The following is a 15,080-nucleotide window of genomic DNA, read 5'->3' on the forward strand; positions in this document are numbered from 1 at the left end:
ACCTGCGAGGTGCCCTCTCGAACCGAGCGATAGAAGCCTGAAGCACTCCTATCCTTCCAGTTCAGAGGGCACTTTCTATCTCCGGGGTCCTGCCGGGCCGATCTTCATCGGTGGATCGAGGCTCAGCCGGGAACGTCGAGCAGCCGAAAGCGCGGATCTTCCCCTGGCGCACGAGGTCGGTGAGCACGGAGAGCGTCTCCTCGACGTCGGTCGAGTCGTCGGGGCGGTGGACCTGGTAGAGGTCGATCCAGTCGGTGTTCAGGCGCCTGAGGCTGTCCTCAACCGCCTTGAGGATCCAACGGCGCGAGTTGCCACTGCGATTGCGGCCCTCACCCATCTGAAAGTGCACCTTGGTGGCCAATACAACGTCATCACGACGCCCCCGCAGCGCCTTGCCCACGATCTCCTCGGACTCTCCCTGTCCGTACATGTCGGCGGTATCGACGAAGTTGATCCCCTGATCCAGGGCGGCATGGATGATACGGACACAATCGTCGTGGTCGGAGTTGCAGCCATCCTGGAACATCATGGTCCCGAGGCAGTAGGCACTGACTTGAATACCAGTTCCACCGAGGGTGCGATAGCGCATGGTGATACTACCCTTACTGATTCAGCCGTGATCACAGAGCGACAGAAGCGTCGACCGCACGGGAACCCTAGGATCTAGAGTCGGCTCTAGGTCAAGCCGCTACCCTGAACGGTATGGCTGAGGTCACCACAAATCTGAGCATCGGGCAGGTCGCCGAACGCACCGGCTTGAGCGTCCACGCGCTGCGCTTCTACGAGCACGAGGGCCTCTTCGTCAACCCTGTGCGACGCGGACCTGGCGGGCGCCGCGTCTACAGCCAGGATGACGTGGACTGGCTCACCGTCTGCATCATCTTGCGCGCCTCCGGCATGCCCCTGCCCGCGCTACGCCGATACGCCGACCTCGTCCGGCAAGGAGCCGGAAATGAGGAGGAACGACTTACGCTCATGCGCGAGCACCAAGCCCACGTCACCGCCCAGATCGGCAGACTCGCCGAGTGCCTGGACCTGATCAGGTTCAAGGTCGGGGTGTATGAGGACGTCCTCGACCCGGACAGCGCCGGCGACCGCCAATGCCACGCTGCATCTCCTTCGGCAAACGACGAAGATGCCAATAGCATCGGGCTCATAGATGGCCCGCGAGGACCAATGGCGCCGGATCCGGCGCTAAGCCTGTAGTGCGTGCTCGTCGGTGGGTTGCAGTGAACTGATCTCAACAAGGTCCGGGTAGATACTTGTATTCGAAATGGGTCAGGTGCAGGGCTGCGGCGACGATGTCGCCGATCCGGCGTGGGCTGATCGTGGTGTGATGCAGGGCTTTCCAATGGCCGACCAGGATCGCGAAGCCGCGTTCGCCCTGCCGGCGCAGACCGCGCAGGAGTCGGTTGTAGGCGCGGTTGTCGGGGACGAGTGGTTTGCCGTCGGCCGGCTGCTTGACCGGGGTCTTGATGCCTTGACCAGTGCCTTCGTAGCCGGAGTCGGCCAGGGCGGGCAGGTCGAGTTCGGCGGCGGACCAGTTCAGCGCGGCGGTGACGCCGAGTTCGCGGGCGCAGCTGGCGTCGTGGAGGTGCCCGGGCATCGCCGCCGATGTCCAGATCGGTAGCCCGTCCGGGCGCATGACTGCTTGAATGTTCGCGCCGAAGTGGCGGTGTTTTCCGGAGTACCAGGCGTCGGTGGCGGCCAGTCGGTCCCGCTGAGTAACGATCGGCCCGGACGCCAGCGGACGCGTACGGATCTTGAAGGCCGTTGTCGCAGCTTCCAGTGGCCTCCGGGATCAGCTCAGGGCCCATGATCGTTCGTTCGGAACGAAGACGCGAGCGGTCTCATCTGCTCACCTGACCGGCGCCCGGACCCCCGCCAAGCCTTCGTCGTCGCCCTCGGCTGACCGGCCGCCGGTTGACCCCGAGCTGGAATGTGCCACGCGACACCGGGCTGGCGAGCAGGCAGTGGTGCCGGGTGCCGTCGACCTTCACCGGGTACGGGCTCGCGCGTGATCGTCGGCGAGGGGCGGCCGGCGTTCCGCCGCCGGGTGTGGGTGATGTTGGCCCGTGAACCATTTTCCGACCGCATGCGGATAACAGGTGACGACTCCCGGCTCCGCGAAAGGTCGTGCATGAATCGTTCAAGACGGGTCAAGGCTGTCGACGTCAGCACACTGACGGACGCGGCGGTCATCGAGCGGTCGATCCGGGATCCCGAGAGCTTCGCAATGATCTTCGACCGGCACGCGCCGTACATCCATCGCTATCTGGCGCGGCGGGTCGGTGCCGGGATCGCGGACGACCTGCTCGCCGAGACGTTCCTGGCGGCGTTCCGACGCCGGGAGCGGTTCGACACCGCTCACCCGGACGCCCGGCCATGGCTGTACGGGATCGCCACCAACACCGTCAGCCAACACCGGCGCGAGGAGGAGCGTGAGTACCGGGGGCGGCAGGCGTACGTCCCCACGACGAGTGCACCGTCGCACGCCGACCGGGTCACCACCGTGGTCACCGCGCAGTCGCTGCGTCACATCCTGCTCAGCGCGCTGGCCAGGCTCTCCTCCGGCGATCGCGACGTACTGCTGCTGATCGCCTGGGAAGAACTGACCTACGACGAGGTGGCCGCCGCGTTGGAGATCCCGGTCGGCACCGTGCGGTCGCGACTCCACCGGGCCCGCAAGCTGCTCCGCGAGGAACTGGGCAGCGATCCCACCGAGATTATCGAGGAGATATCGAGCAATGGATGACCTTCGCCTACTCCGGGAACTCGGCCAGGAGATCCCACCGACGACCCCCGAACGGCTGGCCTCGGCCCGCAACCGGTTGGTGACCGAGATGACCAAGACGTCCCCCGGGCTTACCACCATCCGACGCTCCACCCGACGGAACTGGCGGCTGGTGTTCAGCGGGTTGGCGGCGGCGGGTGTCGCGGCGGCCGTCACCTCCGTACTCGTGCTCGCCCCCGATCAGGTGGGCGGTGAGGTACCGGCGGCCAGGGCCGACGCCACCCAGGTGTTGCACAACGCGGCGGCGGCGGCGCTCCGGCTGCCCGACGCCACCCCGCGGGCCGACCAGTTCATCTACCGTCGGATCCAGGACGGCCCGTCGACCTACGAGAGCTGGCTGTCGGTGGACGGAACCCGGGACGGCCTCGTGAAGGAGGTCACGGGCGGCGAGAGCACCCAGACCCTCGTCCCGGGCTGTCGGGACGGGCAGGCCGCCGTGGTGAAGGGCGGCCAGGCGCTGCCGGGTCGGACCGAACCGTGCACCCCGGAGCCCGCGTACCGCCCCGACCTGCCCACCGAGGCGGCCGCCATGGGGGCCTACCTGGCGAAGCACCGCAGCGGCGAGCCCGGCTCGGTCAACTCCGCCGGCAAGGACGTCTACTACCTCGCCGGAGGCTATCTGCGCCCGGAGTCGCGGGCGGCGCTGTACCAGGCCGCGGCGGCGGTGCCGGGTCTGCGTGCCGTCGAGAACGTGACGGACGGCGCCGGCCGGCCAGGTATCGGCATCGCCTGGCCGTCAACGACCGCAAACGGCCCGACGGAGCAGGTCCTCGTCTTCGACGCCGAGACGTACAGGCTCCTCGGCACCTCCGGATATTCGGCCGTACTGGCGCTCGCCGTCGTCGACGAGGTCGGCCGGACCAGCTGACCGGTCGTACCACCCGGGCGGGCCGCCCCGGCGCGGCCCGCCCGGCCGTTCTGCTTGGAGTCCCGGTGCCAGGCAGCGACCTGTCACGTCGCGATCGCCACCCGCTCCGAAACGTCACCGGACGGCTGACCGCCACCGCCGGGTCAGTCGCAGTATCTCCACGAGGTGGTCGTGGTGGCGTAGATCCCTCCGCCGTAGATCGCCCCGATGGAGCCCGTCCACCTGATGCACGTGCCGGCGGCGTAGCCGCTGGCCGCCGCGTAGTGGGCGTAGTTCCCCTCGTCCCGGATGGTGCTCATGCCCTGGCGCTCCAGGACCGCCTCGGTGTAGCTGGCGACGCCGTCGGCCCGGCCGACCCTGAGGGTGAGCACGCAGTTCTCCTGGTAGGTGCGGCTCCACAGCACGTAGACCTCGCCCAGGGGCATGTTGTTCCGGTCGTCCCAGAGATCCTCCCTGGTGAGCACCGTGTAGCCGCCGTTCGGCCAGCCGCAGCCCTGCGCCGACGCGACGGCTTCACCCAGGCTGTGGGCCGAGGCGGGTGAGGCCACGGATGTGATGGCGGCGAGGACGAGGCCCAGAGCCAGTCCGGTACGCGTGAGCAGACGCCGGTGTGCCTGAGACATGACAGGTTCCTCTCTGGTGTTGCTCGGTTGTCGGGTGGGCGGCAGACCTTCCGGAGAGTTCGGCTTGAACCCCGCCAGGCCCGTACCGGCGAGGATTCCCTTCAGGTGTCGTGTGTCGATGTCTCGATCGTAGGCCGGATTCACCATCGTTCCGGTCAGCCCGGCGGCGACCGCCGGGGGTTAACCCCACGTCTGCCCGGAGGGCTGTCCGGCGTACCCGTACGGGGGCGTATCGGATGGTTTCGCGCGGCGCCTCCCCCGAGGCTGGTGAACAGATCGGCATCGTCCGACGCCGGCTCGTCCATCCAGCCACGACCGGCTGATCCTCCGGTGGGAGTGTCCCTTGACCAACCTCAGCACAGCTCTTCGTGCGATCCGCGGCTGGCATCGGCCGTTGGTGGTGCACGCGATCCTCATGTTCACGCTGACGCTGGCCTCCGGCGTCGGCCTGGTCGTCGACGACCGTCTGCTGCTGGGCGAGTCGGTCTGGGTGAAGCCGATGAAGTTCGGCTTCGCCATGGGGGTGTACGGCCTGACGTTGGCGTGGCTGCTCAGCAAGTTGAACAGGGGCAGACGTACCGGTTGGTGGTTCGGCACGGTCTTCGCGGTCGCCGGCCTGCTGGACGTCGGCGCCGTCGCCTACGCCGCAACGAACGGCACCTTCAGCCATTTCAACAACAACAACGAACCGGTCGCGCAGACCGTACGGACGGTCTTCTCCGTCGGCGTCGGGCCGCTCCTGGTGGTCACACTGGTTATCGCGATCCTGGTCCTGATTGACCGCACCGGTGACCGCGCCGTGCGCCGCGCGCTGGGCGCCGGACTCGGACTTGCCGCCGCCGGCATGGTCGTGGCCCTCTGGCTCGCCGGCTCCGCCGGGTCGACACCCCGTACGGTGACCGACGCGAACGGCGACGCGGTGTTGATGACCGGCGGCCACGGCATCGGCGACCCCGACGGCAACGGAATGTTCCTCACCCACTGGAGTACCACCGGCGGTGACCTCCGGGTGCCGCACTTCGTCGGGCTGCACGCCATCCAGGTGCTGCTGCTCGTCACCGCGTTCCTGGGGGCGCTCGCGAGCCGGCACGGCTGGCTGCGCGACGAGCGGGTCCGGGCCCGGCTGGTCGGCGTCGCCGCCCTCGGCTACACCGGTGTGTTCGCGGTGGTGACCTGGCAGGCGAAGCGTGGCATACCGGTGATCCGGCTCGACCGGCAGACCCTGGTCGCCGCCACGGTGGTGGTGGGCTCCACCCTCGTGGCGGCCGTCGCGGTGGTTGTCGCGGCGCGTCGGCGGGCCGGGTCGCCGTCCGGCGGTGAACGGTGCGACGAGGTGTCGGGCGTGGGCGTCCCACGCCTGTGGTCGTAACCCACGGAGGGGGCCGGAGACGTCAGGCGCAGTCGAACCGGTAGTCGTACGGCCGGTCGGGGCATTTTGTGCAGACGAAGAGGTAGATGCCGCCGGCATCGCCGAGCATCAGGCCGGCCGGGCTCTGCAGCGCCCGCCACGGGTGGTCGTCGGGGCTGTCGAAGTCCCAACCGGCCATCGCCGGGCGGTCCTCCAGGGGGATCCACCGCTTCTCGTCGCCACGGCTGAACTCCCAGCTCGCCACGGTGAGCAGGTGCTGCATGGTCGAGCCGCACCGGCACACCGGCCACTGCGGCAGCTGGGTCCAACCGGGATAGCCACCGACCTTCGTCCCCGAGGCGACCGCCAGATCGGTCTCGTACTCCCAGCCGGTGTCCCGCTCCACCTGCGTGATCGTGTCCCGGATCTGCGGCCACACGGCTTCCGGCAGGTCGTAGCCGGGGTATTCGATCACCCGCTCCGGGTCGAGGACACACGGATCCGGGATGTGCTCGGGGTCCGCCTCGCCGTCGGGCTTCGGCATCTCCTGCCGGCGGGCACCGATGTCGGCGCGTCGGCGCCAGCGCAGCTCCGGGCGGGGCGCACTGAACGGGTCATGGTCGAACGGGCACCACAGCACCTGCAGGACGTCGGTGCCGGTCGGGAACGGCAACTCGGGAACGTCGTCGGCCAGCAGTTGCAGCACCGGCACCAGCGGCACCTCGGGTTCGGCCGGCCCATGGTCGAGGTGGTCGAAGTCGTCCGGTCCGTCGCAGGTCGGCCACGGCTCGTCCGCCGGCCACCACAGCAGGCCGCCCATCGAGCTCTGGTCGACGGTCGGCGTACCGCGGCGGGGGTGCAGCCGGACCGTCGTCCGGGCGAACCGTGCGACCGGCGGGAAGACCGTGGGTACGTCGATCGGGCCGGGCGGTGTGGTGTGCACGACGGGACCCTACGACGCCCCTCCGACAGTACTTCCGGGCGGTGCCGGATCCGGGGAATCCGGTCGGCCTCAGCCCGGAGGTGGAGCGTTTGCGGGGAGTCGGCTGATGCCCCAGCCGGTGGGGCGCGGGCAGGTCGGGTGGCGGAAGATGCCTACCGTCGATGGCATCGACCATGCGGTGGGCTGGGAGGTCCGGTGTCCGGCGACGGGGACGCGTTCATCCGACGTGACGTCTGGGGCGACTGGTTCGACAAGGTGTGGTGGCTGGGCGGCACCCTCTTCTACGGGTCCCCCTTCGTCGCCCTGTTGATCACCGGGCTGGTCAAGGGGATCACCGGCGCGGTGGTGGTCGGCGGTCCACTGGTGGTCGGGGTCGGCGTCCTCAACTGGGTCATCCGGGCCAGGAGCAGCGGCCGGCTGCTCGTCGAGATCACCACCGAGGGCATCCGGGTGGTCGATGGCGCTTCGATGCTGCCGTGGAGTGCGGTGTCCTGGGTGGGCTACGGGTGGGTCGGTGGTGGCGGCGCGGTCGCCCCGAGCCGGGCGCTCGTCCTGCACCTAGCCGAGGGTGGGCAGGTCGAGCACGTTTTTGCCGGCTTCCGGATCGAGGGAATCCACGACGATGTCCGGGACGCGATCCGGCGTCTCGCCCCGCAGGTTCCGCTGTCCGACGACGACCGGCCGCCGGCCGGCGTGGAGTGAGACTCGGGCGGGACGCCCTGTCGTAACAACTCATCGTGCGAGACGCGGTGATGCATGACTGGACAACAGTGTGTGTCACACACTATCGTGTGATGCATGGGCAGCGACGACATCCTTCGGACCCACCTCCAGGAGCTGAGGCGGGGCACCGTCGTGGTGGCGAGCCTGATCGCCCTGCGGCGGCCCGACTACGGCTACGCACTGCTGCAACGGCTCACCGGCCACGGCTTCCCGGTGGACGCCAACACGCTCTACCCGCTGCTGCGCCGCCTCGAGGAACAGGGGCTGCTGACCAGCGAGTGGAACACCGAGGAGAGCCGACCGCGCAAGTTCTACCGGACCAGCGACCAGGGCGAGTCGATGCTGCGCCGCCTCCTCGACGACCTCGCCGCCGTACAGACCTCCCTGACCGGCCTCATCGAAGGAGTGGACCGATGACCTCCCTGACCGACCGCTATCTCGCCGCGACCCTGCGGTCCGTCCCGGCACCCCGCCGCGCGGAGATCGCCACCGAGCTCCGCGCCTCGATCGAGGACATGATCGAGGACCGGACGGCAGGCGGGCAGGACACCACCACCGCCGAACGTGAGGTGCTCACCGAACTGGGCAACCCCGCACAGCTCGCCGCCCGCTACGCCGACCGCCGACTCCAGCTCATCGGGCCCACCTACTACCTGGCCTGGCAACGCCTGCTCATGCTGCTGCTCAGCTTCGTACCGGCCACCGTCGGGATCCTGGTCGGCCTGTTGGAGGCGACCGACGGCGACCAGGTCGGTGGGGCGGTCGGCGCCGGCATCACCACCGCCCTCCAGGTCGCGGTCCAGATCGCCTTCTGGGTCACCCTGGTCTTCGCGATCCTCGAACGGACCAACATCCCACTGAACCTGCCCGACTGGACCGTCGACCAGCTTCCCGAGAACCACTCCCACCGGCAGATCACCATCACCGACACGGCCGCCGCGATCGGCTTTCTGGCCCTGGTCATCGCGTACCTGCCGATCCAGCAGTTCCGGTCGTTCGTCACCGACGGCACCGGCGGCAACCTGCCGATCCTCGACCCGGCACTGTGGAGCTTCTGGCTGCCGTACCTGATCGCGGTCCTGGTCGCCACCATCGGCCTGGAGATCGCCAAGCACCGTGCCGGCCAGTGGACCTGGCCGTTGTTCGGGGCGAACGTGCTCCTCGACCTCGCGTTCGCGGTGCCGGTGATCTGGCTGCTGCTGACCGACCGGCTGCTCAACCCCGAGTTCGTCGCCCGGTTCGAGTGGCTCGGCCGGGGCGACAACCTGGACAGGGCCGCGACCGTCGCCGTGGTCGTCACGATCCTGATCACCGGCTGGGACGCCGTCGACAGTGCGATCAAGACGTACCGCAACCGGCACTGACCGCACCTGACCGTCGGCCCGGCCCGCCACCCGGCGTGCCGGGCCGTCGGCCGTCCCGCCCGCCCGCCGCGCTAGGCGGTCGCGTCGGCGGTGGGTGCCCCGACCGTCGGAGGTGCACCGGCCGGCTCCGGCCCACGCCGTCCGGCCGCCCCGGCGGTCTGGAAGGCCCGGCGGTACGCCGACGGTGAGGTCCGCATCAGCTGACCGAAGTGGTGGCGGTAGGTGACGGCGGTGTCGAACCCGACGGCCTCGGCGACCTGCTCGATCGGGGTGCCGGTGGTTTCGAGCAGGGCGAGACTGGCCTGTACCCGCTGGTTGATCAGCCAGCGGATCGGGGTGGTGCCGGTGGCCCTGGTGAAGTGACGCAGGTAGGTACGGGTGGACATGTGCGCCCGCCGGGCCAGCGTCTCCACGGTGATCCGTCCGGCCAGGTTCGCCGACGCCCAGGCCATGCTCCCGGCGACCCGGTCGTCGGTCGGGTCGGCGCTGACCGGAGCCTCGACGAACTGGGCCTGTCCACCGTCGCGGTGCGGCGGGATCACCAACCGGCGGGCGACCGCGTTGGCGATCGCCGCACCGTGGTCCCGCCGGACGACGTGCAGGCACAGGTCGAGCCCGGCCGCGCTGCCGGCACTGGTCAGCACCGCTCCGTCGTCGATGTAGAGCACGTCCGGGTCGAGGTCGACCAGGGGATGCCGCTGCCGGAACCGCTCGGCGTACCGCCAGTGGGTGGTCGCCGGTCGGCCGTCGAGCAGCCCGGCGGCGGCCAGCGCGAACGCGCCGGAGCAGATCGACATGATCCGCGCCCCGCGGGCGTACGCCAGCCGTAGCGCGGCGACCAGTTCCGGTGACGGGTCGGCGCCGACGTCGGGTACGCCGGGCACGATCACCGTTTCGGCGGCGGCGAAGGCGTCCAGCCCGTACGGCGTGTGCAGGGTCGCGCCGCCGACGACGCGTACCGGTCCGGGGGTCTCAGCGCAGACGGTCAGCTCGTACCACGGGACGGGGAACTCGGGACGCGGGAGGCCGAAGACCTCGGTGACGATGCCGATCTCGAAGACCGACATGCCGTCGTAGGCGAGCACCGAGACGGTCGGCCTGCGGCCGGTGACCTGTGACATGGCGGAATGTTAGCGGAGGGCGTCGCTGGCGCCACTGGTCGGCGCCGGTGAGCTGGACGACGCTCTTCCCATGTCTTCCGTACTGTCCACGCCGCCCGCGCCGGCGGAGCACGCCATCGCCCACTTCGCCGCCCGACTGACCTTCGAAACCGACGTCAGTGACGTCCACGCGGATCTGGAGGCCGGCGTCCCCGGACTTGTCGTCGTCGACACCCGCAGCCTCGACGGCTGGGAGCAGGGGCATCTGCCCGGCGCCGTCCACCTGCCGACCCGGGAGGTCGCGACCGGGGCCGGGCGGCTCGTCCCCGCCGGTGCGACGGTGGTGACGTACTGCTGGGGGCCCGGCTGCAACGGCGCCACCCGGGCCGCACTCGAGTTCGCCAAGCTCGGTTACCAGGTCAAGGAGATGCTCGGCGGCTACGAGTACTGGGTCCGGGAGGGCTTCCCGGTGCAGACCGGCGGCGGCACGCGACGCGGCCCGGTGGACGCGCTGACCGCTGTCGGAGTCTCCTGCGGCTGCTGACCCGGCCCGGGGCGGCGAGCAATCCGGTTGCGGCCGTACGACGGTCCGGTTAGCGTCGTCGGGCCGTACGAGGGTCGTGACCGGATTGCGGAGCACCTCCCGCCCTCCCCGCTGGAGCTGACTTGTCCGAGCGCGTCACCGCACTGGTCGACCCGGAAAACTATCCGTCGAGTCGCCGTCTGGCCTGGCTGGCCTCCGGGCCGGACGGTGTTCCGGTCGGCTCGGCCTTCCTCCGGCTCTTCACCCGGCCCGGTCAGGACCACCTGGCCGAACTCGAGCTGCACGTCCATCCGGCGTCGCGGCGGCGGGGCACCGGGTCACGGCTGCTGGCCACCACCGTGCAGGCCGCCCGGGCCGAGCACCGCCGAGCGGTCGTCGCCCAGGTCGAGGCAGGTTCGCCCGGCGACGCGTTCCTGGCCGCCGCCGGCTTCCGGCCGGTCCTGGCGTTGACGTACGCCCGGCTCGCCCTGGCCGACGCGGACCTGGCCACCATCGCCGACCTCGCCGGCCGACCACATCCCGGTTACCGGCTGATCTCCTGGGACGGTGTCGTGCCGGACGAGCTGGCCGGGACGTTCGCCGCGTCCCGTCGGGCGATGGACGACATGCCGATGGGGGAGGTCGACCACGGCACCGCCGTCTGGGACGTGGCACGGGTCCGGGCCGCCGCCCGGGCCATCGCCGACCGTGGCGACCTGCTGCACACGGTGGCCGCCGTCGACACCGCACACGACGTGATCGTCGGCTTCACCGAACTGGTCGTCCCGGGTGACGGCCGGGGCGACGGCCAGCACTACGGCACCGGGGTGCTGCCCGAACACCGGGGTCACGGGCTCGGCCGGTGGATGAAGGCCGAGGCGGTCCGGCAGGCCCGGACCCGGTATCCGGAGCTCGGTGGGCTGCTCACCGACACCGCCGACGAGAACCGGCACATGCGGTCGATCAACGACACACTGGGCTACGTACCGACCCACCGGGCGATCGAGTACCAACTCCAGCTGTGAAGGCCGGCGGCCCGTCGATCAGGCCCGGACAGTTCAGTGGTCGTCGCGCGGGATCGGGTCGTCGTACTGGCCGGGACGCCCGGCGTACGGCTTGCCGTCGCGCAGCGGCCAGGAGTTCGGCTTGCAGCCGTGCATGCCGAGCGTCTGCTGCTGCATCACCGGGGCCACCTTGCCGCGTCCCGGGCACAGTTCGTGGCCGTGGCCGAGCCGGTGCCCGACCTCGTGGTTGATCACGTACTGCCGGTACGCCGCCAGCGGGGCACCGTAGTTCGGGACGCCGTGCGCCCAGCGGGCCACGTTGATCACCACACTGGCGCCGTTGCGGCAGGAGGTGTAGCGGTCGTACCCGTCGGCGCAGAGCTTGTCGCGGGTCGCCGGGGTGGCGAGATAGAGGGTGAAGTCGGCGGTGTCCTTCGGCCCGACCCGCTGCAGGCGCCAGTCGCCGCTCCCGGTCCAGCTGCGCGGGTCGCCGAGGGTGGCCACCGCCGCGTCCGCGAAGTCCTCCGGGGTGATGCCGGTGATGCCCTTCTCGACCGCGACCCGGAACCGCATCAACTGCCCCTCCTCGCCGAGGACCGGGCTGCGTCCGGCGACGGTCCGCCAGGACTGCGGCCCGGACTCCGGGTACCTGATCGGAGGCGGTTCGGGGGACCGGGTCGGGCTCGGCGGGACCCGCCCGGGAGCCGGCTCGCCGGGGTGCGGGGCGGGCGGCAGGGCCGCGACCTGGCCGCCACCGGTGTCCGGGTGAGGATTGCCGATCGCCTCGACGACCCCGACGACCCCGACCACCAGGCCGACCACCACCACCGCCAGCGCGGGCAGGAAGAGTCGTCGGGTGGCGGACGGCCGCGGCGTGCCGGCGTGGCGGGCGGGCATGGGCGTCTCCTCACGTACGGCCGAAGCCGTACCTTCGCGGGGCGCACGGCGGCTGTCCCACTCACCGTAGTCAGTGACCAGATCCGCTCTGACCAGCGGGTGCGCATCAATGGATCTTGATGTGCGTCGCTGGTGTCCTGTCCTCAGTAAGGACGCTAGTGGGCCCGGCACCCGTTGCATCCCGGATGTCGGCGCTGTACCCCGTACGGGCGGTCGGCGGCCTTCGTGAGTTGTCGTCCCGGTGGTGCACGTCGTCTGTCGGACCGGTCGGGGGCGGCGGTCCACCCCGAGCAGGAAGTGCAGGTAAAAGCCGCAATTATCGTTGCCCCTGGCTAAACGATCGTGGCGTCATCCCGCGTTGATCCTTCCAGGGGCTTGGGGGGATCGTTGATTTCACCCCTCCTCACCAGTAGCCAGCAGAGGCCCTACGGGCGAGGGAAACCATGACCTCACTGTGCAAGGAGTTTCGATGCATGCTGCGCGGGAGATGGTGTCCGAGCTGTTCGACGGCATTCGCGGGCCGGGCGTCTCCACCGATCAAACCAAGGCCGACGGGGTAACCCGGCTCCTGCTGAACTGCGGTGTCACTGCCGGCCCGCTATTCCTTGCGGTAGGCGTGGTCCAGGGTCTGACCCGCGAAGGCTTCGATTTCACCCGCAACGCCATCAGCCAACTCAGCCTCGGCGACCTGGGCTGGATACAGGTAATCAACTTCGTCATTGCCGGAACACTGATCATCGCCGGCGCGATCGGCCTGCGGCGAGCACTGCACGGCGGGCCAGGCGCCACCTGGGTACCCCGGCTGGTCACCGCGTTCGGCATCTCATTCCTGGTCAGCGCGGTGTTCGCGGCCGATCCCGGTGCCGGTTTCCCTGTCGACACCCCCGAAGACCCGACCACCCCCACTCTCAGCACCCACGGCGCCGTCCACATGTTCGGGGGCATGATCGGCTACCTGGCGCTGTGCGCGGCATTCATCGTGTTCGCGCGGCGCTTTTCCGCCCAGGGTCGGCGTCGCTGGGCGCTGGCCTCCCGGATCGTCCCGGTGGTCGTCATCGCCGGCTTCGTCGGCTCTTCGGCGAGCGTCCTGGTCTTCTTCATGGGAGCGGCCCTGGGCCTGGTATGGCTCACCGCGACGACCGCCCGGCTCGCCATAACGACGCCGACCAGATGGTGACCTGCCGGAGCCTCGACTGTGGGGTGGGCGAGCCCCACCTGATGCCCAATCAGCAGTCCATACCGGGATAAAACGCCAGGTGTGCTGGGCGAGAGCAGACGTGGCCGGTGGCCGTCGGGGAGACGACCACCGGCCACGCCGGGTCAACTTGTGGTTACGGCGTCCAGAGTCCCAGGTCGATCGTCCTGGTCAAGGTCGCCTGGTCGTCGTCGCCGTCCAGCGACCAGACCATCGCCCCGCCGAGTCGCTCGGTCCGGATGAAGAACATCTTCTGCAGGATCACCGCCGGGTCGTCGTACGTCCAGAAGGTGGTGCCGTCGTAGAGCCAGGCGGTGCCGGCCCGGACGTCCCGGTAGAGCCGGAAGCCGTCCCGGCCGACCTTGTCCTTGAGGATCTTGTAGTCCTCGTAACCGGGTTCGTACGTCGCCGGGGCCGGGCCGGTGGCGGCGCCGAACAGCCCGTTGCGTCCGCCGGTCACCCCGGTCCAGCCTCGGCCGTAGTACGGGATGCCGATCACCAGTTTGCGGCGTTCGGCGCCCCGGTCGATCCAGGCGTCGACCACGCGGTCGAGCGCGTAGTCCGGCTCGGTGGCCCCGGCCGGCACCCGCAGCGCGGACTGCTGGTTGGCGACCGGGTCCCAGCCGCCGTGGAAGTCGTATCCCTGGACGGTGGCGAAGTCGAGGTTCCGGAAGACCTTCTTCACCTCGAAGCCGGCGTCGATCGCACCGGTGTTCGCCGGTACGAACGCGGTCAGCGCGTAGTGCTTGCGGGTCGGCCGGCCGAGCGCGTCGAGCTGGCGGCGGAACTCGGCGACCAGGGCGGTGAAGTTCTGCTTGTCCTCCGGGCGGTAGACGGTGTCGACGTCGCCGACCGAGCCTGGCCACTCCCAGTCGAGGTCGATGCCGTCGAAGACCCCGGCGAGCGAGCCGGGGCCGCCGGCGCTGCCGTCCGGGTTCGGCAGGTTGCCCCGGAGGTAGAGGTCGATGCAGGAGGTGACGAACTTCCGGCGCGACTCGGGGGTCAGCGCGGCGTCGGAGAAGTGCGTCGACCAGCTCCAGCCGCCGAGCGAGATCAGCACCTTCAGGTCGGGGTGCAGTTTCTTGAGCTTCTGCAGCTGCCCGAAGTTGCCGTTCAGCGGTTCGCCCCAGGTGTCGGCGACGCCGTCGACGCTCTCCTCGGCCGGCACCGGCCGCTGGTAGTCGGCCCAGGCATCGCCCTCGCCCGGGCCGCCGTCGACGTAGCAGCGGCCGTCCGGGCTGACGTTGCCGAACGCGTAGTTGAGGTGGGTGAGCCGGCCGGCGGCACCCGAGTCGTGCAGCTTCTTGACGGTGAAGGCCCGACCGTAGATGCCCCACTGGGTGAAGTAGCCGACCTTGACGTAGCCGTCCCGGTGGCCGCCGGTCTTTCCGGTGGTCTGGGACGGTCCGCCGGGGGCGGCCGATGCCGGGGGTACGGCCACCGCGGCGAGCAGGACGGTGGTGGTGGCCAGGGCGGTGACGGTGCCGAGCCGGCGAAGGACGGATCCGCGCATGTGCACTCCTGACTGGAGGATGGAGCGACGGCACAACAGTTAGGAAACTTTCCGATGTAAGCCTGAAAGGTAGGGCCGTCGATGCGCACGGTCAAGAGCCGACGCTCCGGCGTGCCCCGTGCCTGATCGACGCGGCCCTACGCCGGTGGTGCGCCCGATGTCCTGTCTGTGCACGGATGGATGGC

Annotated in this window: 16 protein-coding genes and 1 pseudogene; 10 read left to right on the forward strand and 7 right to left on the reverse strand. The window is 69.9% G+C overall.

Going from position 1 to position 15,080, the window contains the following annotated elements; genetic code table 11:
- Window positions 1-124: 124 nt before the first annotated feature.
- Window positions 125-589 (reverse strand): annotated as a pseudogene (locus ABGB21_RS33435) (aldo/keto reductase); the annotation flags it as partial.
- Window positions 590-702: 113 nt separating this feature from the next.
- Between ABGB21_RS33435 and ABGB21_RS33440 the strand changes: the two are divergent.
- Window positions 703-1,206: a MerR family transcriptional regulator gene (locus tag ABGB21_RS33440; RefSeq protein ID WP_347651358.1), complete on the forward strand. Its 504-nt coding sequence runs from the start codon at window positions 703-705 to the stop codon at window positions 1,204-1,206.
- Between the two features lie 34 nt (window positions 1,207-1,240).
- On the opposite strand, the gene ABGB21_RS33445 is transcribed toward ABGB21_RS33440, so the two are convergent.
- Entirely contained in the window at window positions 1,241-1,789 is a 549-nt protein-coding gene (locus tag ABGB21_RS33445) for a transposase family protein (protein WP_347681230.1), read from the reverse strand.
- 351 nt (window positions 1,790-2,140) lie between these two features.
- On the opposite strand from ABGB21_RS33445, the gene ABGB21_RS33450 reads away from it, so the two are divergent.
- Together ABGB21_RS33450 and ABGB21_RS33455 are read left to right on the forward strand one after the other, a co-directional pair.
- Entirely contained in the window at window positions 2,141-2,755 is a 615-nt protein-coding gene (locus ABGB21_RS33450; RefSeq protein WP_347651359.1) for an RNA polymerase sigma factor, read from the forward strand.
- A complete protein-coding gene (locus tag ABGB21_RS33455) occupies window positions 2,748-3,662 on the forward strand; it encodes a CU044_5270 family protein (protein WP_347681198.1) in 915 nt (304 codons plus the stop codon). Before ABGB21_RS33450 ends, ABGB21_RS33455 begins: the two co-directional genes overlap by 8 nt.
- Before the next feature lie 143 nt (window positions 3,663-3,805).
- Here ABGB21_RS33455 and ABGB21_RS33460 read toward each other — a convergent pair whose 3' ends face one another.
- Entirely contained in the window at window positions 3,806-4,285 is a 480-nt protein-coding gene (locus tag ABGB21_RS33460) for a hypothetical protein (protein WP_347651361.1), read from the reverse strand.
- Between the two features lie 343 nt (window positions 4,286-4,628).
- Here ABGB21_RS33460 and ABGB21_RS33465 point away from each other — a divergent pair, with 343 nt between their 5' ends.
- Window positions 4,629-5,654 (forward strand): hypothetical protein, encoded by a 1,026-nt coding sequence (locus ABGB21_RS33465; RefSeq protein WP_347681200.1) that lies wholly within the window; start codon window positions 4,629-4,631, stop codon window positions 5,652-5,654.
- A 22-nt stretch (window positions 5,655-5,676) separates the two neighbouring features.
- On the opposite strand, the gene ABGB21_RS33470 is transcribed toward ABGB21_RS33465, so the two are convergent.
- Window positions 5,677-6,576, reverse strand: a complete 900-nt coding sequence (locus tag ABGB21_RS33470; RefSeq protein WP_347681202.1) for a hypothetical protein — start codon at window positions 6,574-6,576, stop codon at window positions 5,677-5,679.
- A gap of 195 nt (window positions 6,577-6,771) precedes the next feature.
- Here ABGB21_RS33470 and ABGB21_RS33475 point away from each other — a divergent pair, with 195 nt between their 5' ends.
- The 3 genes from ABGB21_RS33475 (at window position 6,772) to ABGB21_RS33485 (ending at window position 8,663) form a co-directional block, all read left to right on the forward strand.
- Entirely contained in the window at window positions 6,772-7,278 is a 507-nt protein-coding gene (locus tag ABGB21_RS33475) for a hypothetical protein (protein ID WP_347651364.1), read from the forward strand.
- A gap of 96 nt (window positions 7,279-7,374) precedes the next feature.
- A complete protein-coding gene (locus tag ABGB21_RS33480; protein ID WP_347651365.1) occupies window positions 7,375-7,716 on the forward strand; it encodes a PadR family transcriptional regulator in 342 nt (113 codons plus the stop codon).
- A complete protein-coding gene (locus ABGB21_RS33485; RefSeq protein ID WP_347651366.1) occupies window positions 7,713-8,663 on the forward strand; it encodes a permease prefix domain 1-containing protein in 951 nt (316 codons plus the stop codon). The genes ABGB21_RS33480 and ABGB21_RS33485 overlap by 4 nt, the downstream gene beginning before the upstream one ends.
- Before the next feature lie 71 nt (window positions 8,664-8,734).
- Here ABGB21_RS33485 and ftrA read toward each other — a convergent pair whose 3' ends face one another.
- Window positions 8,735-9,784 carry a transcriptional regulator FtrA gene (gene ftrA / locus ABGB21_RS33490; protein WP_347651367.1) on the reverse strand — a complete coding sequence of 350 codons (1,050 nt, stop codon included), beginning with the start codon at window positions 9,782-9,784 and terminating at the stop codon, window positions 8,735-8,737.
- A 70-nt stretch (window positions 9,785-9,854) separates the two neighbouring features.
- Here ftrA and ABGB21_RS33495 point away from each other — a divergent pair, with 70 nt between their 5' ends.
- Both ABGB21_RS33495 and ABGB21_RS33500 read left to right on the forward strand, forming a co-directional pair.
- Entirely contained in the window at window positions 9,855-10,307 is a 453-nt protein-coding gene (locus ABGB21_RS33495; protein WP_347651368.1) for a rhodanese-like domain-containing protein, read from the forward strand.
- A 122-nt stretch (window positions 10,308-10,429) separates the two neighbouring features.
- Window positions 10,430-11,311, forward strand: coding sequence for a GNAT family N-acetyltransferase (locus ABGB21_RS33500; protein ID WP_347651369.1), 882 nt, complete (start codon window positions 10,430-10,432; stop codon window positions 11,309-11,311).
- Window positions 11,312-11,344: 33 nt separating this feature from the next.
- Here ABGB21_RS33500 and ABGB21_RS33505 read toward each other — a convergent pair whose 3' ends face one another.
- A complete protein-coding gene (locus tag ABGB21_RS33505; protein ID WP_347651370.1) occupies window positions 11,345-12,187 on the reverse strand; it encodes a DUF3152 domain-containing protein in 843 nt (280 codons plus the stop codon).
- Between the two features lie 469 nt (window positions 12,188-12,656).
- On the opposite strand from ABGB21_RS33505, the gene ABGB21_RS33510 reads away from it, so the two are divergent.
- Window positions 12,657-13,364, forward strand: coding sequence for a DUF998 domain-containing protein (locus ABGB21_RS33510; protein WP_347681204.1), 708 nt, complete (start codon window positions 12,657-12,659; stop codon window positions 13,362-13,364).
- A 154-nt stretch (window positions 13,365-13,518) separates the two neighbouring features.
- On the opposite strand, the gene ABGB21_RS33515 is transcribed toward ABGB21_RS33510, so the two are convergent.
- Window positions 13,519-14,895, reverse strand: a complete 1,377-nt coding sequence (locus ABGB21_RS33515) for a glycoside hydrolase family 18 protein (protein WP_347651372.1) — start codon at window positions 14,893-14,895, stop codon at window positions 13,519-13,521.
- Window positions 14,896-15,080 lie beyond the last annotated feature (185 nt).

The sequence above is a fragment of the Plantactinospora sp. B24E8 genome (assembly GCF_039871735.1).
Taxonomy (GTDB): Bacteria; Actinomycetota; Actinomycetes; order Mycobacteriales; family Micromonosporaceae; genus Plantactinospora.

Excerpts from the sequence above, each read along its gene's own strand:
- ABGB21_RS33460 (WP_347651361.1), bottom strand. The coding sequence starts at position 4,285 with ATGTCTCAGGCACACCGGCGTCTGCTCACGCGTACCGGACTGGCTCTG.
- ABGB21_RS33455 (WP_347681198.1), top strand. The coding sequence starts at position 2,748 with ATGGATGACCTTCGCCTACTCCGGGAACTCGGCCAGGAGATCCCACCG.
- ABGB21_RS33485 (WP_347651366.1), top strand. The coding sequence starts at position 7,713 with ATGACCTCCCTGACCGACCGCTATCTCGCCGCGACCCTGCGGTCCGTC.
- ABGB21_RS33505 (WP_347651370.1), bottom strand. The coding sequence starts at position 12,187 with ATGCCCGCCCGCCACGCCGGCACGCCGCGGCCGTCCGCCACCCGACGA.
- ABGB21_RS33480 (WP_347651365.1), top strand. The coding sequence starts at position 7,375 with ATGGGCAGCGACGACATCCTTCGGACCCACCTCCAGGAGCTGAGGCGG.
- ABGB21_RS33510 (WP_347681204.1), top strand. The coding sequence starts at position 12,657 with ATGCATGCTGCGCGGGAGATGGTGTCCGAGCTGTTCGACGGCATTCGC.
- ftrA (WP_347651367.1), bottom strand. The coding sequence starts at position 9,784 with ATGTCACAGGTCACCGGCCGCAGGCCGACCGTCTCGGTGCTCGCCTAC.
- ABGB21_RS33515 (WP_347651372.1), bottom strand. The coding sequence starts at position 14,895 with ATGCGCGGATCCGTCCTTCGCCGGCTCGGCACCGTCACCGCCCTGGCC.
- ABGB21_RS33450 (WP_347651359.1), top strand. The coding sequence starts at position 2,141 with ATGAATCGTTCAAGACGGGTCAAGGCTGTCGACGTCAGCACACTGACG.
- ABGB21_RS33495 (WP_347651368.1), top strand. The coding sequence starts at position 9,855 with ATGTCTTCCGTACTGTCCACGCCGCCCGCGCCGGCGGAGCACGCCATC.
- ABGB21_RS33440 (WP_347651358.1), top strand. The coding sequence starts at position 703 with ATGGCTGAGGTCACCACAAATCTGAGCATCGGGCAGGTCGCCGAACGC.